This is a genomic window from Mixta intestinalis, from assembly GCF_009914055.1.
GTDB lineage: Bacteria > Pseudomonadota > Gammaproteobacteria > Enterobacterales > Enterobacteriaceae > Mixta > Mixta intestinalis.
Window position 1 is genome coordinate 1,775,694 of the sequence record NZ_CP028271.1, and the last position, 26,252, is coordinate 1,801,945.

The following is a 26,252-nucleotide window of genomic DNA, read 5'->3' on the forward strand; positions in this document are numbered from 1 at the left end:
CAAAAGCGAAAAATAGCCGTACATTCGCTTTCGGAGAGATCCTCATGTCGCTTTCACTGTCCTCTTCCACCGCTAACGCCAGCGGCCTGTCACGCAGCACGCAGTTCCTGCTGGCGAGCGGTGCCGGGCTGAGCGTGGCCTCTATCTATTACAGTCAGCCGATGCTCGGCGCGGTGGGCGGCAGCTTTAACGCCAGCATCGCTGATACCGGCCTGGTGCCGACGCTGACCCAGCTCGGCTATGCGCTCGGCATTCTGTTTCTGACACCGCTTGGCGACCGCTACGATCGTCGCCATATCATTCTGCTGAAGGGGCTGCTGCTGGCGCTGACGCTACTGTTTTGCAGCCTGAGCGGTTCCTTTAGCATGCTGTTGTTAACCAGCCTGGCGATGGGGCTGGCGGCTACCGTAGCGCAGGATATTATTCCGGCGGCGGCAACGCTTGCCAGCGAGCAGCAGCGCGGTAAGACCGTCGGTACGGTGATGACTGGCCTGCTGGCGGGGATTCTGCTGTCACGGGTCATCAGCGGTGCGGTTGCCGACTGGTTTGGCTGGCGCAGCGTCTATGCCGCCGCCGCGCTCGGCGTACTGTTAATTACCCTGGCGATCTGGCAGGCGCTGCCGCGCTTTACGCCTGGTTCGCGCCTCTCTTACCTGGCGCTGCTGCGTTCGCTGGGACAGCTCTGGCTGCGTCACGCTCCGCTGCGCCGTGCGGCGCTGGCACAGGGCCTGCTGTCGGTTGCCTTTAGCGCCTTTTGGTCAACGCTGGCGCTGATGCTGGCGGAGCGTTATCACCTCGGCAGTGCCAGTGCGGGTGCCTTCGGCCTGGCGGGGGCGGCGGGTGCGCTGGCTGCACCCATTGCCGGAGCGATTGCCGATCGCCGTGGCCCGAACCAGGTAACGCGCATCGGCGCGGCGCTGGTCACGCTCTCCTTTGCCCTGATGTTTGTTATGCCGCTGCTGTCACCACCGGCACAGCTGACGGTGATCGTTATCTCCGCCATCGGTTTTGATCTGGGGCTACAGGCCACGCTAATTGCTCACCAGACGCTAATCTACAGCCTCGATCCGGCAGCACGTAGCCGCCTGAACGCGGTGATGTTTACCGTAGTGTTTATCGGCATGGCGAGCGGCGCAGCGCTGGGCAGTCACGCGCTGGCGCTGGCGGGCTGGAACGGTGTCGTCGCGCTGGCAACCCTGGCGGCGGCGGGCGGCCTCGCAATCCGCCTCACCAGCCGTTAATGTTCTTGCTGTTGCCAGCGGTAGCGGCAGAATGCCTCTCAAAGCGTATGATAAATGGCCCCGCATCCTGGCAAACGGCTGATGTAACATGAAAGTTCTTCCTGTTAGCCGTTTTGCTGAACAGAAAGAGCGGGGTTATTTGCTCGTTAACCGCAGGTTATGCGAGGATGAAAGACTAAGCTTCACGATCCTATCTGGAGACAGTAAAAGAATGGCAATCGAATATGCGGTAATTGCGGGCGGCTGCTTCTGGTGTACCGAAGCGGTATTCAAAGATCTTATTGGCGTAGAATCGGTTGAAAGCGGCTATACCGGCGGCACGCGCCCTAACCCCAGCTATGAGCAGGTATGCAGCGGCGCTACCGGGCACGCTGAAGCGATCCGCATCGGTTTCAATCCGCAGCAGATCGGCTATGGCGATCTGCTGGATATCAGCTTTGCCACACACGATCCGACCCAGCTTAACCGTCAGGGCAACGATATCGGCACCCAGTACCGCTCGGCAATTTTTCCCGCCAACGCGGAACAGGAAGCTGAAGCGAAAGCGGCTATCGCCCGCGCGCAGCAGGATCACAGCGATCCCATCGTGACCACTATCGAGCCGCTGAAAGAATTTTATCCGGCAGAAGATTATCATCAGGATTACTGGGAAGGCGCGGGCCAGCGTAACGGCTACTGCCTGGCGGTCATTCCGCCCAAGCTGCAAAAACTGCGTAAAAGTTTCGCTAATCGCGTGAAGTCATCTTCCTGAGGTTGGCGTTAAGCCGATAAAAAAGGCGAGCCTGGCTCGCCTTTTTCGCATCAGGGCTTCAGACCCAGCGCATCACGGATAGTAAAGAACAGATCGGTTTGATCGGTCAGGCCGGTTACGTTGGCCGCATGCGGGCCGTAAGCAGCGATACGCAGCTGCGTGCCGGTATGCTCCTGCGATTCTCCTTCTGAGTTACCGTAACTGACGGTCATTACCGCGCCATCTTTGGTATTCAGCGCCTGCGTCAGCCCTGGCGCTTTGGTGCCGTTTTCCACAATCTGGCTGGAGTGCGCATGGTCTGCCGTTACAATAACCAGCGTATTGCCATCCTTACGGGCAAAGTCGAGCGCCTTCTGCACCGCCTCATCCAGATCGACCGTTTCGCCAATCTGACCGCACGGGTTAGCGGCGTGATCCTGTTTATCAATAGAAGCACCTTCTACCTGTAAGAAAAAGCCACGCGGATTTTTACTGAGCAACGTAATCGCTTTATCGGTCATCTGTGCCAGCGTCGGCACAGAGGCGGGGCGTTCCGCGTTCACTTCGCAGGTAACGGCAGGCTTATCGATATTACCGTGATAGCTCGCTTTTGGCCCCTGCCAGCGCACCGGCATATTGCCTTCGCTGAACAGCCCCAGCAGCGGCTGTTGCTGATTCGCCTCGGTGACCGCATTCAGTCCGTTAACATCATCCACCAGCCGGTAGCCGCGCGCCTGCGCCTGCTCGCGTAGCGTTTTCCCCTGATAATCACCCGCCTTTGCCGTTTCATTAAAGGTCTTACCGCCGCCGCCCAGCGTGACATCGGCACGAGCAACAAGCAGCTGCTCGGCAATCGATCCTCTGCCGCCCTTCTCCAGTGCATTGCTGGCGCACAGCTCGCTGGTTTTTTCCGGCCCGTAGCATTTACGCGAGGTCACATGCGATATCTGCGCGGCAGGCGTGGCATCTTCCAGTTCGGCGGTAGAGACGTTGCCAGTTGCTTTGCCGCCCGCCTTCGCCATCTCCAGCAGGGTCATATGGTCTTTGCCGTTAACGTCAACGCCCAGCGCGCCATTGTAGGTTTTGACGCCGGTAGACCAGGCGGTGGCCGAGGCTGCCGAATCGGTGACATAGCTCGGCTTATGCGACTCTTTATCCAGGGAATAATGGGTATACTGACCGGTTAACGGTAGCGCATCGATACCTTTAAAAAAGCCGCCCGCTCCCAGCGCATAATTGCGAGCCAGCGTGATTTCCGAATCGCCCATGCCATCGCCAATCAGCAGAATAACGTTTTTCGCGGGCGCATTGCTGAGCGAGGCTTTCAGCGCTTCGGTCTGATCGCCGCTAAAGCGCCGTGCGCCACCAAACTGGGTGATATCACCTTGCGCCGCACGCGTAATGGTAGACATCTCCGCCGCCGCACTGCCGCACACCAGCGCCGCCAGCAACGAGACGGCAAATAAAGGCTGTTTTTTCATCCATTTAATCCTTGTTAATAAGAGCATCAACGCTGTGTAAGCAGTGTGCGACAGTGAGGTGATCTTTTTTTTACCGTCTGATGGCAGTTTTATGACGCGCAGAGGCAATGCTTACTGGTTAAGGCTTAACCGGGCGTAACGCCTGAGAAAAATAGTGCTTGACCCTGTCAGGGCAACTCCCTATAGTAGCGCCCCGTTGCCACCCAGAGCGGTGGCAGCTGACAATGTGGTGAGGTGTCCGAGTGGCTGAAGGAGCACGCCTGGAAAGTGTGTATACGGCAACGTATCGGGGGTTCGAATCCCCCCCTCACCGCCATTATTCAATGAGAAAGCCTGAGCGAAAGTTCAGGCTTTTTTGTGTACATTGACCCGTCCTGATACGGGAAAAGAATGGGCTTATCGCGTTATTGGTTTCACCGCCACCGGGAGCGGCAAATACGATACCCATTGTGTCAGAGTCTGACGGGCTAACTCACCTAATGCCTGATAAAAAGGATGATCGGCATTCTCAATAAAAATATCGAGGAAACGGAATGACCACGGAAAAAGGTGCCAGGCCAGCAACTGTTCGCATTCACTGTATCGCCCCGTCTCCGATAGCCATGCCGCCATCAACAACAATACTCCAAAGTGATCTTCCGGTTCGTTCTGCTGAATTTCGAAGTGAATGCCGTTGTCGTACATCCACTGACGTAGGGCCAGCGTAGATTCCCCAAACAGAACGTTTTCTCGATCCAACCAGACAGAACCCCATGGCGGTGCCGGCAAGGCATAGGGGCCGACAAATAAACGCTGAAAGGCCTCTGTCAGAGATTCATCACTATTGCTCTTAAACCCTGCTACCAGCGGTGATAATACGGCTGGCGGAAGCGGCCATTGCGTTTGCCAGCCATCCGTCGATAGTGCTGAAACCAGCGGTGCGGCTTCCGTGCTGTCCGGCGCAAAATAGAACAGCGCCCCAAGTACGCGTGCCGTCATGGAAAAATCATCACTGTGGTTAAACGCTGTCATAGAAATTGTCCTGAAAGGTACGGGTTTCCCCGTACCGATTTGTTAACCCGCCACTGCCATACCGACGGTCATGTGCAGGCCATAAAACAGGCCGCGCCCCATTATTTCGCCGCCAAGCACCAACAGCAGACCCAACAGTAAGCCGGTAGCATGTGGCTCTTTACGACGTACCAACGGGCAGATCCAGCAGCCCAGCCCGGCGGCAAGCAGCATCACACGCCACACCTGTAGGGAGGCGTAATCCGGCACCAGCGCAGAGGCCTGCTGAACCGAACTGTGAATCGTCGCCAGTGACATGCCCTGCAGGACAATGACCGCCACGCTGACCAGCAATGCCAGTACGCTGATACTGGCGAACGTGGTTCCGCTAAAAGTGACGCCGGAAACCCGTAGCAGTAACGCCGCGAACAGCGGACCGCTGAGCAACACCGTCATGAAGAACACCAGCGTCGTATAGCCAGTATGCCAGGTCGGCACGGTATCGATCAGGTAAACGCGGGTCATTGCCCAGACGAAGACGATGCCCAGCACCATGCTAACCAGTAGCCAGAGCTTTCCCAGTGCGGGCGGCATTTTACCCAGCACAGCAACCAGCCACCAGAATCCGCCTACAGCGAAAAAGACTGAGCCTGCGGCGATTTCATTGCTTAGCGCGGATGCGCCAATGCGGTTAAGGGAGTTGAATGCTCGCATCGGTGATCCCAGGTGCATGATTGATGCCAGGAATCCCAGCCCCATTACCACCCAGAGAAAAAACATGCTGCGCACCAGACGCTGCCGGGCGGCATCGTCTTTCATCGCAAACCAGCTAAGCCCACTCACAATCAGTGCGCCCACGACGCACTGGCCGAGTACCGTAAACAGCACCAGCGGCCATTCATGCCACCCATTTCCCATTTCAGACCTCCTTCGGATTTGCCAGATGACCGGTGGTATCCCCGGTCGGGCGGCTGTTGCTATTCGGTTTGATGACAATGCACGGCTTCGTGAAATGTGCGCCGGGAAGCGGGGCAACCGCGGCCAGCCCACCGTGTTTTTTGCGAAGTTCGTCAATCGGGCCGAAGTCCAGCGCGCGCAGCGGGCAGGACTCCACGCAGACAGGTTTCTTACCCTCTGCCACGCGGTCGTAACAGCCATCGCATTTGGTCATGTGGCCTTTAACGGCGTTGTACTGCGGCGCGCCGTACGGACAGGCCATATGGCAATAGCGGCAGCCAATGCAGACCTCTTCATCCACCACCACAAAACCGTCTTCTCGTTTGTGCATCGCCCCGCTTGGACATACTTTGGTACAGGCCGGATCTTCGCAGTGGTTGCAGGCAATGGACAGATAGTAAGCAAAAACGTCCTGATGCCAGACGCCGTTATCCTCCTGCCAGTTACCGCCCGCGTATTCATAAATACGGCGGAAACTGACTTCCGGGGTTAAATCCTTGTAATCCTTGCAGGCCAGTTCGCAGGTTTTGCAACCGGTGCAACGGCTGGAATCAATAAAAAATCCATACTGAGTTGTCATCGCCTATTCCTCAGACCTTTTCAACCTGAACAAGGTTTGTATGTGATGGGTTCCCCTTGGCAAGAGGAGACGGGCGCTGGGTCGTCAGCACGTTAATACAGCCGCCCTGGTCAATGCGCTTCGCGTCCGGGTCATACCATGCCCCTTCCCCCATCGCCACCACGCCCGGCATCATTCTCGGCGTCACTTTCGCTTCGATATGCAGCTCGCCGCGACCGTTGAAAATGCGCACCTTATCGCCATTGTTAATCCCGCGCTGCTTCGCATCCAGCGGGTTGATCCACATCTCCTGACGGCAGGCGGCCTTCAGGACATCGACGTTGCCGTAGGTGGAGTGAACGCGAGACTTATAGTGGAAGCCGGTCAGCTGCAGCGGATACTCCTTGATCAGCGGATCGTTGCGGCTTTCAAAGCCCGGGGTATAGATCGGCAGCGGGTCGATCACATCGCCTTCCGGCAGCTCCCAGGTGGCGGCGATTTCCGCCAGCGCCTGCGAGTAGATCTCGATTTTACCCGACGGTGTGGACAGCGGATTGGCCAGCGGATCTTCCCGGAACGCTTTATAGGCAACGTGATGCCCTTCCGGATCGCGCTTCTTAAAGATCCCCTGCTTGCGGAACTCTTCAAAGGTCGGCAGCTCAGGAATCGCTTCACGCGACTGCTGGTACAGATGGCGCATCCACTCTTCGTGGGTGCGTCCTTCGGTGAACTGCTGCTCCACGCCAAGGCGTTTTGCCAGATCGCTGGTCATCTGATAGATGGTCCGGCACTCGAAATAAGGCTTAATCACCTGGTCGGTGAAGATCACGTAGGACATATTCCCGCAGGAGGCGTCCAGCGCGAAGTCCATCTGCTCGGACGCCGTGCAGTCCGGCAGCAGAATATCGGCATACTTCGCCGAAGAGGTCATATGGCAGTCGATCACCACGATCAGCTCGCACTTCTTGTCGTCCTGGAGGATTTCATGGGTGCGGTTGATATCAGAGTGCTGGTTGATCAGGCAGTTACCGGCATAGTTCCAGATCATCTTGATCGGCACATCCAGCTTATCCTTGCCGCGAACGCCGTCGCGCAGTGCAGTCATCTCCGGGCCGCGTACGATTGCATCAGTCCACATGAACATGGAGATGCTGGTTTTGACCGGGTTTTCCAGGGTCGGCATGCGCACAAACGGCAGCTCGTAGGAGCCTTCGCGGGCGCCGGTGTTGCCGCCGTTAATCCCGACATTACCGGTAAGGATCGCCAGCATGGAGATCGCGCGGGTGGCAATTTCACCGTTCGCATGGCGCTGCGGACCCCAGCCCTGGCTGATGTAAACCGGTTTGGTGCTGCCGATTTCACGCGCCAGCTTGACGATGCGCTCGGCCGGAATACCGGTAATCTGCGCCGCCCATTCCGGGGTTTTAGCGATGCCGTCATCGCCCTGGCCCAGGATGTAAGCCTTATAGTGGCCGTTTTTCGGCGCGCTTGCCGGCAGGGTCTTTTCGTCATAGCCGATGCAGTATTTATCGAGGAACGGCTGATCGACCATGTTTTCTTCGATCATCACCCAGGCCAGCGCGTTGACCAGCGCGGCATCCGTACCCGGACGGATCGGGATCCACTCATCTTCACGACCTGCGCCGGTATCGGTATAACGCGGATCGATAATAATCATGCGCGCGTTCGACTTCTCTCGCGCCTGCTCCAGATAGTACGTTACCCCACCGCCGCTCATGCGGGTTTCGCCGGGGTTATTGCCGAACAGCACCACCAGCTTACTGTTTTCAATATCGGAGGGGCTGTTGCCGTCCGCCCAGCCACCGTAGGTATAGTTCAGACCTTCAGCAATCTGTGCGGACGAGTAGTCCCCGTAGTGGTTCAGGTAACCGCCGCAGCAGTTCATCAGGCGGGCGATCAGCGTATCGCCCGGCGGCCAGGAGCGCGTCATGGTGCCGCCCAGCGTGCCGGTGCCGTAGTTCAGATAGATGGATTCGTTGCCGTACTCTTTGATCAGGCGCTGCATGTTGCTGACGATGATGTCATAGGCTTCATCCCAGCCGATCGGCTCGAATTTCCCTTCACCGCGCTTGCCGACGCGCTTCATCGGCTGCTTAAGGCGGTCCGGATTGTAGATCCGGCGGCGCATTGAGCGGCCGCGCAGACAGGCGCGAACCTGGTGCAGACCTTCATAGTCGTCGTCGCCGGTGTTATCGGTTTCTACATATTTGATGACGTTATCTACTACGTGCATGCGCAGCGGGCAGCGGCTGCCGCAGTTCACCGTGCAGGCGCTCCAGACGGTCTTTTCGCTTTTTGTGGAAAACGTGTCAGACGCTCGGGCAATCTGCGTAAAAGGCAGGGTAAATGCGTTGCTGGCTATCGCCAGACCACTAAGCGCAGTGGTTTTCATTAAACGCCGCCGGCTGACTTCAGCAGCCAGCAAAACGTCAGAACTTTTTATTTTCATAGATACTCGCTTTGATTGCTCACAGTTTTTAACCGTCGTTATGCATGTATTGATATAACGACTTTGATTTTTATTAGATTTTTTCTGTAACACAAAAGGAGTATTCGGAATTCAGGTGATAAATTATTATTTGAGATCAACTAATTGTTGTATAAACATCCTAAAACTTACGTTTTCCAGTAACGATCAATAGCAGAGTAAATTGAGGATATTTGATCTGACCCAGCAATAGCGGTCCGTAGTGGTCAAGTGATACTGCGCCACTACACGATTCTTAAAAAAGTCAGAAACACGGCGCTGGCTGATGCAGGATCCGAAGTTCAGGACCATTTATCAGCCGGTTTACTCGTCACAACCAGGCAGCCCGGCCTAAGTGATATGTCGTCTGCTTTGCGCGAGGAGCAGACAGGGAATAAAACCCCTCCGACTAATGATGATTTTAAAGTGGTTCCACTACCTGATATCAGAACATCACGGTCAAGGACAAATTCACTAAGACTTTTCCGGCACAAAACGCGTCAGTATTAGCGTCAAAACACAGATCATAGCGCCTGAAAAAAATGTTGAAGCGGAACCCCAGATGTCCCACAACAGCCCTGCCCCCAGGCTGGCACTCAGTAATCCTACTCCGCTCAACAAACTGAAAAATCCAAACGCCGTACCGCGAAGATCAGCTGGTGCTGTGCGCGCAATCATGGTGTTCAGCAGGCCCTGGGTCATTCCCATATGCACACCCCACAATGCAACACCGATAATGATTCCTGACCAGGAATGGCTCAGGGCGAGCACTAAATCGGCCACGATGAGCACAACGAGTCCCATCTGGAGTAACCGCCTGTGACTGATGTTGTCTGATAAGCGCCCAAATGGATAGGCTGTAAATGAAAAAACAATATTCATAGCAACCATTACGAGGGGAATTAAAGCCAGGGGAATACTGACTTCCTGCGCCCTCAGAACCAAAAAAGCCTCACTAAATCTGGCGAGAGTAAATATTCCGCCCAGTCCTATCACCCACCAGCAATCCACACCCAGCCTTTTTAGGTTTTCCTTTTTCACCGGATTAGTTCTGACTGTAGTAACCGGTGTACGCGGTTCATGTAATCCAAAGAATAACAGCGCAACGGCCAGAAATGCTGGCACAACTGCAACCCAGTAAACGGCGCGGAAATCATTGTTCCATAACAGCATCAGCCCCACAGCCAGTAGCGGCCCCAGAAACGCCCCCATAGTATCCAGAGTCTGACGTAGGCCATACGCCGCCCCTCTGATCTCAGGCGGCGTAACGTCTGCAACGAGAGCGTCTCGCGGTGCACCCCGTATTCCTTTTCCGACACGGTCAATCATGCGGGCACTGAATATCATCCCTGAGCTTGAGGCCAACGCAAACAGTGGCTTGCTGAATGCACCGAGGCCATACCCAAGGACAGCAAGCCCTTTACGTTTTCCACTGTAATCGCTGATAACTCCTGAAAACACTTTGATGCACAGTGCCGTAGCTTCAGCCAGCCCTTCTATAAGTCCGATAACGATGACTGGCGTCCCTAAAGCTGTTGCCATGAAAAGTGGAAGAAGGCTGTGGATCATTTCAGAAGAAACATCCATCAAAAGACTGACAAAACCAATAATCCAGACGCCACCGGGAATACGCCGCAATGTCGAAAATCGAGTGCCCATTTCACTTTCCCTGAAAACATAAAACGCTATTAAACATCACATCGCGTTACATGTTAATGAGAATCATTTTCCATAATTGAAAAGAGGATATTTACTTTTGGCACTTAGCGGACTCACAGAAAATCATCAAGTTCGCTTCAAACGAAAAAAGAATATTTTTTTGACATAAAATGAATAGCTTAACTCATTATCTCAGAGAGATTTTCTTACGGCGCATTACCTTTTTCCTTATCAATCGCTTTCGCCTTTACGCCCATTAATAACACAATGCACTTTACAGAAAATTCTATACTTCGAAAAAAAACCTGAAAGTGCCATGTGCAATTCACGGGCCCATATAAGCCGTTCAACTTCCTTATCAAAAAAATAATATGCAAACCTGTTATTTTCTCTAAGATGAAAAACATTATTTCTAAATATCCTGAGTGAATCCGAGTTTTTTTCATCGAATTTCTGATACTATCCGAAATTGGTAATAATTCTTTAAATCTAATTGGGCGATTATTATCGAGCAATACCCGCATATTTAGTTTCCGAAAGCCTTCGCAGACCACACCTAAAAAACCTAACCATGTAGACAAATAAATCCTCATCTCAATTTCTTCACGCTGGCTTAAATAACCATTTCGTTGCATTTTCTGATCGAGTTTATCGTAATTTTTAAACATAAGTTCAGCCGTTTCGAAATAATGAATTTTAAGTGTTAGTACACGGTCATGATTGCGGCTTGGAAGCATATCCCCAGAATTTCTGCTATCTGTGTCTATAGCGTAGGTATATGGAACATTAGCAATATAGTAAAGATCATGTTCTGGATAAATCAGCTCCCCATCAGCTAACGCTTTATTTATATGCTCAAATATATCGTCAAAATTTCTGAAACCGTAAGTTTCTATATTGTTTCCTGCAAAGCGGGTTAACCACCAGGCATTAAACCCTCCAACCTTACCCTGCAATCCAAAATCAAAATCCACCTCGCCTGAATCTAACCCTACCCAGCACCCAGCCCCATGTTTATAATATTTAACACCGCCTTCTAACTCGCCACTGCTGGGTATATCTGATTCTATCCATTCACTGCGACTTGATGGCATTTTAATACCAGATCGATACATTAGCTTTAAAGCAGCCTGAACATTTTCTTGAAATTCAACAATTAAAAGATAAAAATTTTCATTCATATTATAAGTTCATTTTATATTATTCAAAAAAAATACGTCTAACTATATCGATAGGGTTATTATAAACAACAAGTCCATTTTCGAGAAATTAACACTGAAAACATTTATAATTTCGCTTTTGATACATAGCCGCCAACTATGAGGAGCGGTACTAAAAAGAGTGAGAAGCGGAAGCTCGTTAGCCATTATTTGCATCATGATGGAGCAATCAACGTTAGATGCTCAAGTTATAAACCTCTATAGGCCTGTAGCTATATAGCGTAATGTTTGAAATGTTATTCTATACCAGAAAATTCAGAGAATGATCTCTTTCAGGGAACAGAGCTGTTTTCTCATCGCCGGGTTCAGCGACGCCCAGTTTTTATAGCAAATAAAGATTCTGTGTTTCGCCCAATGGTCAGTTAAAAGCAGCTTTCGATAGTGAAATTTTTGTTGGAAATGATCTCCAACTGACTCAGGTAAAATACCTGTCCCGATGTCGTTGCTGACCATCTCGCAGCTCAGCAGTTGCAGCAGTGTTGGCATAAACAGCGACTTTTCCCCATATGCCTTTTACTAAGGAACGCAATTCGGATTGTGCGATCTGATTCAATCGCCAAAACATCAACCGGACTGAGCGATACCAATCATAGCCCCCATTTTCCGTGACGAAAGACACCGGACAGAATGAAAAATACTGTCTGGCCGGAGCGCTGCACTGCGGAACGGGCAACATCAGCTATATAGCGGCAACAGTAAAGGTTCGGCGCTGTTCATCAGCCTGCTGAAGCGACTTAACGCAACGTACCGGCGGGCGAAAACCACCACGCTCATCATGGACAACTATATTATCCATAAAAGTCAGAAAATACGGTGCTGGCTGATGCAGGCTCCGAAGTTCAGGACCATTTATCAGCCGGTTTACTCGCCAACTGGCAGCCAGGCAGCCAGGCCTAAGTGTTATGCCGTCTGCTTTGCGCGAAGATCGGACATTCCCCCCTCTACCGTATGCCCTTAAAGAGCACACGCCAGAAATAAAAGGATTGCGCTAGTGCGCCTTCCTATTTTTACGGGATGTAGCACACGTCATCGCTACCGCCCCCAGAAGTAACAAACCACTTAAACCAAAAGTACTTCTCCATCCCAGACTGTCGAATACCAGACCTCCAGCCGTTGAACCAAGTGCAATAGATAGCTGGATCACTGCAACCATAAGGCCACCACCCGCCTCTGCATCTTCGGGTAACGCCCGTGCTATCCATGTCCACCACCCTGTTGGCGCAGCCGTCGCAAGTAGCCCCCACAGGCTGAGTAAAACGGCAACAACCCAGATATGGTGTCCGAGCAGCAGTAATGCACCGGCAATCGCTGCCATAAGCAACGGGATCATGATTAAGGTCTGATAAAACCTGGCGTTCAGGAATGTTGAGACGAGCGTTGTGCCGACAAAACCTGCTACGCCTATTGCGAGCAAAATCAGAGAAAGGTCAGAAGGTCCCACCCTGGTGACGCTCTCCAGAAAAGGGCGCACGTAGGTAAATAAAGCAAACTGCCCCATAAAGAAGAGCCCACAGGCCAGCAGTCCCGTTGGTACGATGGCGACGCTGAACAGACGAAGCACAGATCCCTGTGGTTTTTGTGTTTTATCGCTTTCCATCGAAGGCAGGCTGACCCATTGCCAGATGAACGCAGCTATCGCAAGGGGGACGAGACATAAAAAGGCCCCACGCCAACCGACGGTTGTCCCCAGATAGCTACCAAGCGGCGCAGCTACAACGGTGGCCAGCGCGTTGCCGCCGTTAAAAATTGCCAGTGCGCGTGGAACCTGGTGCTGTGGCACGAGCCGAATGGCGGTTGCAGCCGACATTGACCAGAACCCTCCGATGACTACGCCAATCAGAGCCCTCCCCAGCATATAAACCGGATAGTCAGGCGCTATGGTGATAACTATTCCCGATATGGCCATTAAGACCGTCAGTCCCAGCAGAAGATATTTACGATTCAGATCCCTGGCAATATGGGAGATAGTCAGACTGGTCAGCACCGCCAGCGCGCCAGAGACGGCAATTCCTTGCCCTACCAGCCCTTCGGTAACGTGCAAATCATGGGCAATGAGTGTAAGCAGGCTGACTGGCATAAACTCAGAAGCGATCAGAACAAACACGCAAAGCGTCATGGCAAATACGCTGCTCCAGTATGCATGCGTTTTTTCGTATGATGGTTTTAGACTTACAGTGGACATTATTAGCATCCCTTAATATCGAACCAGCCAGATTCAGGCGCAGTCGGGTCAGAAGTTATTCAGGGAATAACGACATAATAGGTGGGTGAGAATACGAGGCGATGTGACATATTCTGCGTCACACCAGGCAGGTAAAAGCCACCCGTTTATGGCAGGTGGCCTGGTAAACTTTTCTGGTTACCTTAAGTTTGCTTTGAAAAATTGCTCAAATTTGGCAAATGGGATCTTACCCGCAACGTTGTCGTACAGATCAACATGGTTTGCCCCAGGGACAATCACTAACTCTTTCTCTTTGCTGCCGATTGCCTTAAAGGCATCTTCAGCAAAATAGCGTGAATGGGCTTTTTCGCCGGTCACGATGAGTGTAGGGATAGTAACTTCATTGGCGTAACTCAGCAGCGGCATATTCATAAATGACAGCGGCATGGTTGCATTCCAGGCACCGGTTGAGTTGACCGAACGCGCATGGAAACCACGCGGCATGCGGTAATAATCAAAGAACTCTTTCAATACTGGATTAGGATTCGCGGGCAGAGTTTCCGGCAGAATACGATCGGAAGCGGTGACGTTGCCCTTCTCATCAACATAAATGTCATGCCCGCCTGGCGCGAAAGAGCCATTTTCCGCATCCTTCCAGCGCTGCGTGTTCAGATACTGCAATACGGCACGACGATCGGCAGTGGTATAGCGGTCTTTGCCATCGCCCACACCATGCCCCATCGCACGGCTCATGTCATACATCACGCTGGTCGCCACCGCCTTGACACGCGTATCCATCGCGGCGTCGTTTAAGGCCATGCCGCCCCATCCGCAGATACCGAGCAGCCCGATGCGGTTGCGATCCACCTCTTTTTGCAGACCTAAGAAATCAACCGCCGCGCTGAAATCCTCGGTGTTGATATCCGGAGATGCGACGTTGCGCGGGTAGCCGCCGCTTTCGCCCGTGTATGAAGGGTCGAAAGCCAGAGTGACAAATCCCTGTTCAGCCAGCGTCTGTGCATACAGGCCGCTGGATTGCTCTTTCACCGCCCCGAAGGGGCCGCTAACAGCAATAGCTGCCAGCTTGCGATCACCACGATCCTTCGGGATGTAGAGATCCCCGACTAAGGTGATCCCGTACCGGTTCGGAAAGGTCACCTTACGGTGATCAACTTTTTTCGTGCTCTCAGCAAAAGTTTTATCCCATTTCTCGACCAGCGAAACGGGCGCGTTCGGATTGGTTGTATCAGCGTAACTCATATTTGTGACTCCACTTAATGACGCGCATAACAGCATGGCGGGTATCGCGGCTGTCAATTTTTGGGTAAAAGCAGTCATCAAAATCCCCTTCATAAAACGTGCCAGATACAGGTTTCATACGGACAACGCTGCTGTGCTTTGTTGCAATGCACACATTATAGTTAGCAGTAATAGTGCTGATTAGAGGGTGAAAAATGCTAAGATTAATACCATATTGTTCTGAATTGTGATGCGGCAACAGGGGAAGGATGATGGCGAAACGGGAAAACTATAACGATCTCTATCTGTTTATGCAGGTCGTGCGAGAAGGGAGTTTTACCGCCGCCGCGCAGAGGCTTGGCCTGGCACAGTCAGGAATTAGCCGTGCAGTGCGCGAGCTGGAAGAACGACTGGGCGTGCAGCTTCTGGTGCGCACCACGCGCAAGTTATCGCTCACCCATGCCGGCGAGTTGCTCTATCGAACCGTCGAATCTGGATTTGACGCCTTAGATATGGGGCTCGCCACGCTGGCCCATTATCGCCATACACCATCGGGTACGGTCCGTATTAATGCCAGCCAGCACGCCATTGATAAAGTGCTGCTGCCGAAGCTGGCGGTGTTTAAACAACGCTACCCAGATATTCGGCTGGAGCTCATCAGCGAAAGCCGGTTTGTCGATATTATTGCTGAGCGCTTCGATGCCGGTATACGTCTGGGCTCGGAAGTGGGTAGCGGTATGGTCGCGGTGCGCATTTCGCCCGATATGGAGATGGCTGTTGTCGGCACGCCTGAGCACTTTCGTCGCTACGGATTTCCGCAAACCCCCACAGATTTAGTGGTTCATCCCTGCATCGCTTACCAGTTCGGCGACGGCAGCCTGTATGCATGGGAACTCAATCAGGACGGTAAAAAGATCACCCATCAACCTCAGGGACAATGGGCCTTTGCTGACAGCTATATGGAAGCTAAAGCCGCCAGGCTAGGTCTGGGACTGGCTTATGTTCCGGAGGAATTGGTGTCTGATGATATAGAACAGGGGGCGCTGATCAGAGTTTTGCAATGCTACAGCCAGCGCCTGGAGGGGGCATATATCTATTATCCGCACCGCAATGTGTCACCCGCTCTACGAGCGGTTATCGATACATTGAGAATTTAAGGGATGAAGATGAGGTAGTTCGCAGGCCTGGGTAATAGTTGGAAAACAACGTCCGCTTTTGACACTTAGCGGGCTTAACTAACTGAGCTGAAGAGCTGCTAAAAGCGAAAAGCGGAGATTAAATCTGCGCCTCAACAGCGGCCATCATAGCCGGCAATTCATTAACCAGTTTATCCACGGCCAACCTGACTTTCAGAGACAAATGAGGAGTGCGCGGCCACACAGCATATACAGGCCAGCTTCCCGAAGACTGCTCCTTTAATATCTCTGTCAGGCTGCCGCTGACAAGCTGCTCCCGTACCAGCCAGTAAGGCAGCCAGACGATGCCGCCTCCCGTTACCGCAACATCTTTTACCGCCTGCATATCATCCATCATGATTCTGGCAGGTGGGGTTATTTCCACAATTTCATCCCTTTGGTTTTTAACCCGCCACTTCAGAATGCGTCCTGAATGAATATAGGCAACGGCTACATGTTCCTTTAGTTCTTCTGACGAAGCAGGCTCGCCGGCCTGTCGGATATAATCCGGAGAAGCGCAGAAAACCATCGTGTGAGAGGCCAGCTTGCGGGCTATCAGACTGCTGCTGTCAGCCAGTGCGCCGATTCTGACAGCCAAATCAAACCCCTCCTCCAACAAATCGACCTGACGATCGCTGAATGAAATTTCCAGTTCCAGCCGTGGATGTTCTTTTGCCAATGTGGTCAGTAACGGTGAAATACAGAAGTGTCCGAGCAAAACCGGTACAGTCACTCTTAGTTTTCCGCTTGCCTGAAGCTTGCCGCTCTCCAGAATATCCTCCGCCGTTTTTATTTCATTCAACGCCCGGCGGCAGAATTCATAATAAAGCGAACCTTCATCAGTGAGGCTCTGGCTGCGGGTTGTGCGGTTAAAAAGGCTTACACCAAGCCTCTCCTCAAGCCGGGATATGGTTTTCGCGACTGCCGAGCGCGTAACGTGCATTTTTTCAGCAGCCTGCGAGAAACTCACCGATTCAGCTGCGGCCACAAAAACAGCAATACTGTTCATCTCACCTTTCATATTGTCGCCCGTGAGGAATCAATAGAGAGAAATACTATCTCCACTGTAACCAAACAGGCAATGCTATAGTTCTGACCATCAATGATTTATTTCTCAGGAGGCTTTATGAATCGCACAATGAAACGCTGGGCGTTAAATGAAACAGGACGTCAGAATCTTAAGCTTACGGAAGCAGAAATACCTCAGCCCGGCCCGAACGAAGTTCTGGTTCGGGTAAATGCCGTCTCCCTCAACTTCCGTGACAAGGTCATCATTGAAGGTGGAATGGGGAATGGTATGCCAATGCCCTTTACGCCGGGTTCTGATATGGCTGGCGTGGTTGAGGCTATCGGACCTGGCACCACTCGCTTCAGCCAGGGAGACCGCGTTATCTCATCCTTTAACGCAGACTGGATTGACGGAAAGCTGAATAACAATGCCAAAAATCCGCACTACAACACGATAGGCTATGCGATCCAGGGGGTGCTGGCTGAGTACGTGATTATGAATGAAGAGTGGCTGGTCAAAGCCCCGCAGACACTTACCGATGCCGAAGCCAGCACGCTGGTCTGTGCCGGACTTACGGCCTGGTTTGCCCTGATTGAACGCGGCGGCCTTCGTGCCGGTGAAACTGTGCTTGTTCAGGGAACCGGCGGTGTGGCCCTTTTCGCTCTGCAGATAGCTAAAGCGGTGGGTGCCGAAGTTTTCGTTACCTCATCCAGCGATGAAAAACTGGCAGCTGCGGCGGCGCTCGGTGCCGATCACGGTATTAACCGTAAAAAAGAGGACTGGGTTGAAGCCATTTACCGACTGACAAATGAACGCGGCATTGATCACGTTGTGGATACAGTAGGGGGACGCAACTTTGCAGACTCTGTGCGCGCGGTAGCTTCACATGGTCGAATCTCATTGATAGGAATGATGGACACGCACGATACTTCAGCTTCGGGAGCTCTGTTGTTACTGAAGTCTCCAACTGTTCAGGGTATTGGCGTGGGACATCGCCGGGCGCTTGAAGATTTTATCCGGGCCGTTGACTGGCTCAAACTGAAACCGGTGATAAACCAGTCATTCCGTTTCAGTGAACTGCCGGAAGCACTGGAGCAGCTTGATAAAGGTGTGTTTGGAAAAATCGTTATCAACGTGGGCTGATTGAAAATAATATTGGCAGAGGCGTCCTGAAAACACCTCTGCTTTTTATTTTGAAGCCTGAATGCAAGCTGATGAACACGCCTAACGCAACATCTGCTTCTGGTTCAGATTTGCTGAAGATTTAAGTATGGTTGTCCCTCAAGAGCGAAAAGCGGACCTGAAGTTTCAATATGAAAGCGCGAATGTTAATGCCCAGGTAGTATATGTACGGTATAAATGGGAATTTATCTATACAATCTAAGCGAGTTTTTAATGAACGCTATTGAGGAGTTAAAAATAAAATACCCAGGCGCGAATGCTTCGCAAATAGGTGACAGCCCGGAACTGGCTAACGAGCTTGCAGACCTTATTGTTAAAGGGATTAAAACGGCCTCATGTGGCTCTTTTGCTTCTTATCAGCAGGAAGAAACTGCTCCCAGGATTGGCAGTTATAACATCATCCTTGATGGTCAGGGTGTACCTGTATGCGTTATCAGATTGGTTTCGATGCGACTAATACGATTTTGTGATGTTACCGGAGAGTTTGCTCGCAAGGAAGGTGAAGGCGATTTAAGCCTTGAATACTGGAGAAAAGAACATCAGCGATTTTTTACGGAGGAAGGTTCTTTTTCTGAAGATATGGAACTGATCGCTGAAGAGTTTGAGGTAGTTGAGGTTCTCTGACTGATAGACCCTGTAAATAATTGGGCCTGTCAGTAATTCTGTGTAACTGCTAATGTATTAAAGGTGATCGCTCAGGCGGTCACCGAACTCGATAATAAAACCCCTCATTGCCAGCCGCCAGTTCTGCATCGGCATATTCCATTTTTTCGACGCATCTTTGATTGCCAGATAAATAACCTTTCGTACCGGGTCATCCGTCGGGAGCACTTTTCGTTTCTTTATCGTCTGACGGATCACACTGTTCAGCAATTCGATAGCGTTGGTCGTGTAGATCGCTTTACGAATATCTGCAGGATAGCCGAAGAAGGCGTTGAAATTTTTCCAATGAGTACGCCATCTTTTGCTGATTTTTGGGTATTTCTTATCCCAGACACCACGCATCTCAAAAAAATCATTAAACATTGCCAGAGTTGGAGTTAATATCTAGCGCCCTATGTAACATTTTATGTATTTTTATTTGACTAGCTCGCTCCGCCTCACCTATTGATATTGCGCTTTTATTTCTGTAAGACCAAATGAAGGAATTGTTTGTTTCTAACTTTATACCAACAGCACCTACTTTATACAGGCATGCTAAAATAGCATTCAATACGTCATTTTCTGTAGAGCCCGTAACCTGAAGAAAATTCTTTGCTGTTATAACACAAGGATCTTCATTTTGTTTAGTAGATAGTTTAGTAATTACTGAGTCAAATTGAGAATTTTTGAAATCAATATAATTGAAAGTAGATCCCCTACCTCTCAATATCTCAATTGTCTCTTCAAAAGAAGGGTAAGTCTCTCCCCACTCTTCCTTTAAAGATTTGAGTCTTTTTTCTGAATATATTTTTTCAGCTTCATAGATTAATTTCCATGTAATTTTATCTTTATCATATCCAGCCTTGAACGTTTCATTTATGAACTGAAGTATATCTCTTGGCCTAAGTAGGGTTCTCTCTAATATATACTCCATCGCAGTTTTCCCATGAGCAGCCTTTCTTGCTTCCGGAAAAATATCTTTGATAGTTACTTGGTCGTTTGTGTATACACGCTTGAATGTCTCCCTTACTCTTTTTTGGACAAGATCATTTAGCTCATCACGACTCCATTGAATTTGCAGGATATATGACTCGTATTTTTCTTCCTGGAAACCAGCTCCACGCGTCTTACCAAAAACCATATCTATTAAATCTTTTCTAAGGGCAACCAATATTTTGACATGTCTTATCTTTCTAAATCCTTTTACTTCTTCAATTAAGGCTCTGATGAATTTGCATCTTGTATGAGTATCAGCCCAATCCTCATCAAGTTGATCTATCAGCAGATAATAATGCTTTTGCGAGTCTTTAAAAGAATACTCAGCTAGCATATCTAACATTTCATTCAATTTTTTAATCTGCAAACTGCTTACGACTTGGCTTGCTCTTTGAGTTACTTCAGTTTTTTGTTCATCACTAAGTTTGCTTGCCCCATTTAAAGAAACATCGATTCCTGAATATTTTAGTTCCAAGTTAGCTTTAGTCTCATCCTCAAGCTTTCTTGTAATTTGTTTTAATTGTTCATCTGTATCTAACCAGAATTTATCACCCCATTCTCTAAAGTAAGCTATTGCCTTCTGCTTAATTTCATCACGATTGAACCTTTCGACCAAGCCTCTAAAAAAACTTTCATTGTCTTCTTCATTTTTTATTTTATATCTAAGCCTGACTAATTCTATTATTAAAATATGCCGCCATAGCATTTTATAAAACAAATCTAAATTAACCCCTAACCTGTCCATGACTGAATTATATCGGAGCATTCAAGAAATTTAACAGAGATATCATTAGGATTAATTTTTTTATAATTATCTATAGAAGTGCTTACTTTATAGAGAAGGGAGCTTTTTCCCGACCCAGCCCGTCCAACAATAATTGAACGGGGATTTTTTACATCCAATAAATCTTCTAGATACCCCTTATCAATAAAGCAACTATCTAAGAATTCATTATCAGTTTCGGCATCCAAATCTCCAACACTCAAGTTTCTTTTTATTTTAATTGGATTGTTATTCATCTGATCCCCCGAAACAGTAAATTAGAAAGCTACCTAACTGGTATAACAATATAATATAGTTTTACAAACTTTAAATACACCTTAATCACCATACTGGCAATTCATTAAATATGTCTCCCCAGTTACTAATTTTTGCTTATAGTGAGACTATAATTAAAGTTGTGTAATTGCCTGATTTTGATATGTTCACTCCAGTAACGGAGACAGGCAATTATGGAAAGAAACTCAAGGCCCTTGCGGCTGAACTGGCTAAATGCCTTAAAACCGAAGCCGATCTTAATGCTTTTTCCCGCATGTTGACGAAGCTTACCGTCGAAACGACGCTCAATGCAGAGCTGACTGACCACCTCGGACATGAGAAAAATGCGCCCAAAACAGGCTCAAACACCCGTAATGGCTACTCGTCAAAAACGGTGTTATGCGATGACGGCGAGATCGAACTGAACACGCCGCGTGACCGTGAAAACACCTTCGAACCGCAGCTGATTAAGAAGCACCAGACGCGTATTACGCAGATGGACAGCCAGATTTTATCCTTATACGCCAAAGGTATGACTACCCGCGAAATCGCCGTCACCTTCAAGGAGATGTACGACGCAGATGTGTCACCCACGCTGATATCTGAAGTTACCGACGCCGTAAAAGAGCAGGTCACTGAGTAGCAAAACCGGCAGCTGAATGCGCTGTATCCCATTGTTTATATGGACTGCATTGTCGTCAAAGTCCTTCAGAATGGCAGCGTAATCAACAAAGCCGTCTTCCTGGCGCTGGGTATCAACACCGAAGGTCAGAAAGAATTACTGGGTATATGGCTGGCCGAAAATGAAGGAGCAAAGTTCTGGCTGAGCGTGCTGACGGAGCTGAAAAACCGTGGCCTTCAGGACATCCTGATTGTCTGTGTGGACGGTCTGAATGGCTTCCCGGATGCAATAAACAGCGTCTTCCCGCAACCCCATATCCAGCTGTGCATCATCCATATGGTGCGTAACAGCCTGAAATATGTGTCCTGGAAGGACTATAAAGCCATCACCAGCAGCCTGAAGACGGTTTATCAGATCCCGACCGAAGAGGTAGCAATGATGGCGCTGGATGCGTTCGCGAAAGTCTGGGGCGATAAATATCCGCAAATCAGCAAAAGCTGGCGTGTGCACTGGGAAAACCTCAATTATCCTGTTCAAGTTGGTACTTTATGTTATCTTGGAGCTTGGCTGTATTTTCCCCTACCGTATTAACGTAATAATCCCAACAGCAAAACTCCCTGTTACGGTATTTGAACTTCAAATCGCTAAATTGCTCATAGAGCATCAGGCTGCTCTTTCCCTTTAAACACTCCATGAAAATCCGACACGCTCATCTTTAGTGGGGCTTCAGAAGCATATGGATGTGATCCACACAGCATTCCGCTTCCAGAATGCTCACGTATTTCCATTCACAAAGCTTTCTTAAAATGCTGCCTGTGGCTCTGTGTTTCTCTCCATAGAACGCCTGTTTACGATATTTCGGAGCAAAAACGATGTGATATTTACAGTTCCATCGGATGTACACTAAGCTCTTTTCGTCCCCCATTGGGGGCCCCCTTTTGTTTTCTCGTTTAATTCTTGCAGTTGCCAGACCGCAAGATGCCTTAACAAATTAAAAAGGGTTTTAATAACGGGCTGAAAGTTTATGGCCCCCTCCCAGCTTGGCTGAGGTTTTCCATAGACAAAAAAGCCCGAACTCGCGTCCGGGCTTTGGCTACAGACTACTCACTCAATCAACCGTAAGCGTGCAGCGCGCGCTGGCAAAGCGCGGAACGCACGCAATCCTCTTGTCCAAACCGCACCACACCTACCATCTCATCTTCAGTGAAACGATCGAGCGCGTCGGCCAGTCCTGATGTCACGCCTGCGGGCAAATCGCACTGCGTTACATCGCCATTCACAATCACCGTGACGTTTTCGCCCAGGCGAGTCAGAAACATTTTCATCTGCGCGGCGGTGACGTTTTGCGCTTCATCAAGGATCACCACGGCATTTTCGAAGGTACGTCCACGCATATAGGCAAAGGGCGCAATCTCCACCTTACCGATTTCGGGACGCAGGCAATATTGCATAAAGGAAGAGCCAAGACGTTTAACCAGAACGTCGTAGACCGGGCGAAAATAAGGGGCGAATTTTTCTGAGATATCACCCGGCAAAAAGCCGAGATCTTCATCCGCCTGCAATACCGGTCGGGTAACGATGATTCTGTCCACATCCTTATGAATCAGGGCTTCGGCCGCTTTTGCGGCGCTGATCCAGGTTTTGCCGCAGCCGGCTTCACCGGTGGCGAAGATCAGCTGTTTTGTCTCTATGGCGTTGAGATAGTGCGCCTGAGCATCATTTCGGGCTTCAATCGGCGCACGGTCGCGTGAATCGCACGCCATGCCGATCGCATCCAGCCCACCCATTTGCACCAGCGAGGTGACCGATTCTTCCTCACGCTGCCGATGGCTGCGTGAATCGCTCCGTAGCACCCGACGTGCTTCACGACGCGCTTTGATCACTGCTTTCTGTCTTCCCATAGTGGCACCTTACAGTTGGTTTCATTTCCCGCGCCGGAGGATCTCTGGCGCGATTACGTGAACGCTTTAGAGGTTGGCTTCCTTCAGAGCCTTACGAGCCGTTGATAAACAGGTGTATACCGCCGGTATACGCCCGATAAGAAAAAGAGAAAGGATGACGCTGTGAAAATAACAAGAGAGGAAAATAAACGAGAGAAAGAAATCCTCTCGCGAAAAACAGTGCGATATTTTTTTAGCTACCGGTTGTCCTCTACAGGACGTTTCCATTCGCATTCTCCATCGTCAAAGATGAACATAACAGACGACCGCTCTGTCTAAAGTGCAACAGATTTAGCTAAATTTGCAACCAGCAGCTTAACCAAATGCACAAAATTTAGGCACAAAAAGAACTTTCCGACAGCACCTTTGTTTTTTTATCTTAAATAACAATGAATTAACCAGATAAAAATAAAGCTGAGATAATTCAGAAAGATCAGAACGCGCTAAAACGGGCAGGAAAAAACGGATTTTAAAATAACCTCCCGTAGCGCTAAGCTGGCGAGAGGCGCTAAATATCAGGCTTCCAGTAGCGGCTGTGCCAGATAATGTTGATTATTTTTTACGCCGGGCAGCACAAAGAAATAGCCGCCGCCGATCGGTTTAATATATTCCTCCAGCGCTTCGCCGTTTAGCCGTTGCTGTACCGTTAAAAAGCCTTTTTCTAAATCGTGCTGATAGCAGACAAACAGCAATCCCATATCCAGCTGTCCGGCGGCGGTAACCCCGGCGGAATAGCTGTAGCCGCGCCGCAGCATCAGGCTGCTTTGCGTTTGCGGCGTGCGCGGGTTGGCCAGACGAATGTGGGCGTCCAGCGGAATAACCTTTCCTTCCGGGTCCTGACGATAGTCCGGCTCGTCATGCTCATGCTGCATGCCGAGCGGTGCGCCGCTCAGCTTTTCACGCCCGAAAATGGTCTGCTGCTCGCCAAGCGGCGTGCGATCCCAAAACTCAACGCGAAACTGAATGATGCGCACCGCCTGATAGCTGCCGCCGCCAGCCCAGGCGGGTTCACCCTGCTCCGGCGTCACCCATACAATTTGCTCCATCAGCGCGCTATTCGCCGTGTCAGGATTGGCGGTGCCATCCTTAAAGCCCAGCAGATTGATCGGCGTTTCCCTGCCCCGGCTGCGTGCCGCGTGATCTGAAATAAAACCTTCACGTCGCCAGCGTATGCTGAGCAAATCAGGCGTATGTTTCACGATATCGCGCAGCGCATGAATCACCGTGTCGTGGGTGTTGGCGCAAATTTGCAACAGCAGATCGCCGTGGCAAAAGCTGGCATCCAGCGCATCGTTCGGAAAACGCGTCATGGTCTGTAACCGCACGGGCTTCAGCGCCGCCAGACCGTAGCGCTCGTCAAACAGCGACGCGCCCACCGAGACGGTTATCGTCAGATTATCCGGCCAGATATGTGCGCCAAGAATACCGGAATCCAGCGGCGGCAGCCGCGGATTGTCGGTTGGCGGTGCCTCGCCGCCCTGGGTAAGAAATGCGATGCGGTCGGTAAGCAGCTGACACAGCCGCACCAGATCTGCCTTATCGCTCGCCAGCACATCGAAAGCAACCAGCATCATCGCCGCCTGCTGCGGCGTGACGATCCCGGCCTGATGCGCGCCGTAAAACGGCTGGCGATCCTCTCTCGTCGCAGGTGAAAGCGCTCCCGGTGAAAAACGTTCGCCGGTCGCGCCGCTGACCGGGCAGCTACCGGCGATCGCTGCCCCGCCCAGCAGGCCAAAACCTTTTAACAGACGACGGCGTGAAGGCATCGCCGCATCGTTCATTTTCGCCATATCGCTTAATCCAGCCCCAGCGTGCCGCGCAGCAGCGCCAGATCTTCTGCCAGCGCGGTAACCGGCCCTTTCAGACGGTTGCGATCGGTCAGGGTGAGTTTTTCATAAGAGGCGAATCCCTGCTGGGTGCGATATTTAGACAGAATCGCATCCACCTTTTTAAAGTTGCCGTCGATTTGACTTAAAAGCTGCGGATTGGCTTTTTCCAGCTGCGGACGTAGCAGGTTGACGATCTTCTGCGCGCCGTCAACGTTGGCCTGAAAATCCCACAGATCGGTACGGCTGTAACGTTCCTCTTCGCCGGAGATTTTACTCGCCGCCACTTCCTCAATCAGGCCAGCCGCGCCACCTACCACTTTACCCGGCGGGAAAGCCAGTTCGCTGATACGCTTTTGCAGCTCCAGCGTATCCTGATAAAGGCGATCGGCGTAGTTCGTCATACCGCGAGTGCTGCGATCGCCAAACAGCGCTTTTTCCAGGCGGTGGAAGCCGGTGAATTTCGGATCTTCCGCTTTCTGCTCATAATCATCTTCGCGCGCGTCAATGCTGCCATCCAGATCGGAGAACAGCTCGGCAATCGGCTCGATACGTTCATAGTGCTGGCGCGTTGGCGCATACAGCGATTGCGCTTTTGCCAGATCGCCCGCCTTCACCGCATCGGTAAAATCTTTGGTGCCGCTGACCAGCTGCGTAACCTCTGCCATCACCCAGCTTTTATAGGCGCTGACGGCGCCGCTTAGCTGCATCAGCGCTGGCTGGTCGCCGCTCTCCTGCCCCGCCGCCGATTTAACGATCAGCTTTCCTTTCGGATTGCTGAGCAGGCCGCAGGTCATCTCATATTCGCCGGGCACCAGATTAGCGGTCAGCTTCTGCGTGAAGCCCGGTGCGATATTTTCCCGCTCCTCAACCACCATCACGCCCTTCAGAATTTCCCACTCCAGCCCTTTCTGGCTGTTATTGCGGATAATAAATTGCGTTTTACCCGCCGCGACGGTCAGCGCCATCGGCTCGCACTGTTTATCGTTAACGCTGATGTTAACCTGCGGAATATCAGCGGCGGAGGCAGCGGAACAGGCCAGCAGAGAGGCCAGCACGGTATGGCGGCAGTTAAAGATTTTCATGGATAGATTCC

At 50.9% G+C, this 26,252-nt stretch carries 21 protein-coding genes, 1 tRNA gene and 4 pseudogenes; 8 read left to right on the forward strand and 18 right to left on the reverse strand.

What is annotated here, in order from left to right:
- The first annotated feature begins 44 nt into the window (after positions 1-44).
- Positions 45-1,241 carry an MFS transporter gene (locus C7M51_RS08425; RefSeq protein WP_160621387.1) on the forward strand — a complete coding sequence of 399 codons (1,197 nt, stop codon included), beginning with the start codon at positions 45-47 and terminating at the stop codon, positions 1,239-1,241.
- 211 nt (positions 1,242-1,452) lie between these two features.
- A complete protein-coding gene (gene msrA / locus C7M51_RS08430; RefSeq protein WP_160621388.1) occupies positions 1,453-1,992 on the forward strand; it encodes a peptide-methionine (S)-S-oxide reductase MsrA in 540 nt (179 codons plus the stop codon).
- 50 nt (positions 1,993-2,042) lie between these two features.
- Here msrA and phoA read toward each other — a convergent pair whose 3' ends face one another.
- On the reverse strand, positions 2,043-3,452 hold the full coding sequence (phoA, locus tag C7M51_RS08435) for an alkaline phosphatase (RefSeq protein WP_160621389.1): 1,410 nt from the start codon (positions 3,450-3,452) through the stop codon (positions 2,043-2,045).
- A 228-nt stretch (positions 3,453-3,680) separates the two neighbouring features.
- Between phoA and C7M51_RS08440 the strand changes: the two genes are divergently transcribed.
- Positions 3,681-3,768, forward strand: a tRNA-Ser gene (locus C7M51_RS08440).
- Between the two features lie 80 nt (positions 3,769-3,848).
- Here the strand turns inward: C7M51_RS08440 and dmsD are convergent.
- The 7 genes from dmsD to C7M51_RS08475 all read right to left on the reverse strand — a co-directional run bounded on the left by dmsD (position 3,849) and on the right by C7M51_RS08475 (position 11,811).
- A complete protein-coding gene (gene dmsD / locus C7M51_RS08445; protein WP_160621390.1) occupies positions 3,849-4,463 on the reverse strand; it encodes a Tat proofreading chaperone DmsD in 615 nt (204 codons plus the stop codon).
- Between the two features lie 42 nt (positions 4,464-4,505).
- Positions 4,506-5,360: a dimethyl sulfoxide reductase anchor subunit family protein gene (locus tag C7M51_RS08450; protein WP_160621391.1), complete on the reverse strand. Its 855-nt coding sequence runs from the start codon at positions 5,358-5,360 to the stop codon at positions 4,506-4,508.
- 1 nt (position 5,361) lies between these two features.
- Positions 5,362-5,979 carry a DMSO/selenate family reductase complex B subunit gene (locus tag C7M51_RS08455; RefSeq protein WP_160621392.1) on the reverse strand — a complete coding sequence of 206 codons (618 nt, stop codon included), beginning with the start codon at positions 5,977-5,979 and terminating at the stop codon, positions 5,362-5,364.
- Between the two features lie 10 nt (positions 5,980-5,989).
- Complete coding sequence (dmsA, locus tag C7M51_RS08460) at positions 5,990-8,428, reverse strand: dimethylsulfoxide reductase subunit A (protein WP_160621393.1); 2,439 nt, start codon at positions 8,426-8,428, stop codon at positions 5,990-5,992.
- A 492-nt stretch (positions 8,429-8,920) separates the two neighbouring features.
- On the reverse strand, positions 8,921-10,105 hold the full coding sequence (locus C7M51_RS08465; RefSeq protein WP_160621394.1) for an MFS transporter: 1,185 nt from the start codon (positions 10,103-10,105) through the stop codon (positions 8,921-8,923).
- 206 nt (positions 10,106-10,311) lie between these two features.
- A complete protein-coding gene (locus C7M51_RS08470) occupies positions 10,312-11,286 on the reverse strand; it encodes a DUF6896 domain-containing protein (RefSeq protein WP_244323810.1) in 975 nt (324 codons plus the stop codon).
- A gap of 294 nt (positions 11,287-11,580) precedes the next feature.
- Positions 11,581-11,811 carry a type 2 periplasmic-binding domain-containing protein gene (locus C7M51_RS08475; RefSeq protein ID WP_160621395.1) on the reverse strand — a complete coding sequence of 77 codons (231 nt, stop codon included), beginning with the start codon at positions 11,809-11,811 and terminating at the stop codon, positions 11,581-11,583.
- 134 nt (positions 11,812-11,945) lie between these two features.
- Between C7M51_RS08475 and C7M51_RS08480 the strand changes: the two are divergent.
- Positions 11,946-12,196: pseudogene (locus C7M51_RS08480) on the forward strand (transposase); the annotation flags it as partial.
- 117 nt (positions 12,197-12,313) lie between these two features.
- Here C7M51_RS08480 and C7M51_RS08485 read toward each other — a convergent pair.
- Both C7M51_RS08485 and C7M51_RS08490 read right to left on the reverse strand, forming a co-directional pair.
- Positions 12,314-13,507, reverse strand: coding sequence for an MFS transporter (locus C7M51_RS08485; protein ID WP_160621396.1), 1,194 nt, complete (start codon positions 13,505-13,507; stop codon positions 12,314-12,316).
- Between the two features lie 177 nt (positions 13,508-13,684).
- Complete coding sequence (locus C7M51_RS08490; RefSeq protein WP_160621397.1) at positions 13,685-14,824, reverse strand: alpha/beta hydrolase; 1,140 nt, start codon at positions 14,822-14,824, stop codon at positions 13,685-13,687.
- Between the two features lie 173 nt (positions 14,825-14,997).
- Between C7M51_RS08490 and C7M51_RS08495 the strand changes: the two genes are divergently transcribed.
- Positions 14,998-15,882: a LysR family transcriptional regulator gene (locus tag C7M51_RS08495; RefSeq protein ID WP_110123703.1), complete on the forward strand. Its 885-nt coding sequence runs from the start codon at positions 14,998-15,000 to the stop codon at positions 15,880-15,882.
- A gap of 118 nt (positions 15,883-16,000) precedes the next feature.
- On the opposite strand, the gene C7M51_RS08500 is transcribed toward C7M51_RS08495, so the two are convergent.
- Complete coding sequence (locus C7M51_RS08500) at positions 16,001-16,921, reverse strand: LysR family transcriptional regulator (RefSeq protein ID WP_160621398.1); 921 nt, start codon at positions 16,919-16,921, stop codon at positions 16,001-16,003.
- Positions 16,922-17,026: 105 nt separating this feature from the next.
- On the opposite strand from C7M51_RS08500, the gene C7M51_RS08505 reads away from it, so the two are divergent.
- Both C7M51_RS08505 and C7M51_RS08510 read left to right on the forward strand, forming a co-directional pair.
- Positions 17,027-18,052: a zinc-dependent alcohol dehydrogenase family protein gene (locus C7M51_RS08505; protein WP_160621399.1), complete on the forward strand. Its 1,026-nt coding sequence runs from the start codon at positions 17,027-17,029 to the stop codon at positions 18,050-18,052.
- Between the two features lie 252 nt (positions 18,053-18,304).
- Complete coding sequence (locus C7M51_RS08510) at positions 18,305-18,715, forward strand: ASCH domain-containing protein (protein WP_160621400.1); 411 nt, start codon at positions 18,305-18,307, stop codon at positions 18,713-18,715.
- Between the two features lie 57 nt (positions 18,716-18,772).
- Here the strand turns inward: C7M51_RS08510 and C7M51_RS08515 are convergent.
- The 3 genes and pseudogenes from C7M51_RS08515 to C7M51_RS22455 all read right to left on the reverse strand — a co-directional run.
- Positions 18,773-19,084: pseudogene (locus tag C7M51_RS08515) on the reverse strand (transposase); the annotation flags it as partial.
- Positions 19,085-19,109: 25 nt separating this feature from the next.
- Complete coding sequence (locus tag C7M51_RS08520) at positions 19,110-20,474, reverse strand: P-loop ATPase, Sll1717 family (protein ID WP_244323811.1); 1,365 nt, start codon at positions 20,472-20,474, stop codon at positions 19,110-19,112.
- On the reverse strand, positions 20,462-20,749 hold the full coding sequence (locus C7M51_RS22455; protein WP_244323812.1) for a hypothetical protein: 288 nt from the start codon (positions 20,747-20,749) through the stop codon (positions 20,462-20,464). Before C7M51_RS22455 ends, C7M51_RS08520 begins: the two co-directional genes overlap by 13 nt.
- A 182-nt stretch (positions 20,750-20,931) precedes the next feature.
- On the opposite strand from C7M51_RS22455, the pseudogene C7M51_RS08525 reads away from it, so the two are divergent.
- Positions 20,932-21,945, forward strand: a pseudogene (locus C7M51_RS08525) (IS256 family transposase); the annotation flags it as partial.
- Here the strand turns inward: C7M51_RS08525 and tnpA are convergent.
- The 4 genes and pseudogenes from tnpA to efeO form a co-directional block, all read right to left on the reverse strand.
- Positions 21,911-22,315 (reverse strand): annotated as a pseudogene (gene tnpA, locus C7M51_RS08530) (IS200/IS605 family transposase). The pseudogenes C7M51_RS08525 and tnpA overlap by 35 nt on opposite strands.
- 187 nt (positions 22,316-22,502) lie before the next feature.
- Entirely contained in the window at positions 22,503-23,291 is a 789-nt protein-coding gene (phoH, locus tag C7M51_RS08535; protein WP_160621401.1) for a phosphate starvation-inducible protein PhoH, read from the reverse strand.
- A 554-nt stretch (positions 23,292-23,845) separates the two neighbouring features.
- Positions 23,846-25,120 (reverse strand): iron uptake transporter deferrochelatase/peroxidase subunit, encoded by a 1,275-nt coding sequence (gene efeB, locus C7M51_RS08540; RefSeq protein WP_160621402.1) that lies wholly within the window; start codon positions 25,118-25,120, stop codon positions 23,846-23,848.
- 5 nt (positions 25,121-25,125) lie between these two features.
- Positions 25,126-26,241, reverse strand: coding sequence for an iron uptake system protein EfeO (efeO, locus tag C7M51_RS08545; protein ID WP_160621403.1), 1,116 nt, complete (start codon positions 26,239-26,241; stop codon positions 25,126-25,128).
- Between the last annotated feature and the right edge of the window lie 11 nt (positions 26,242-26,252).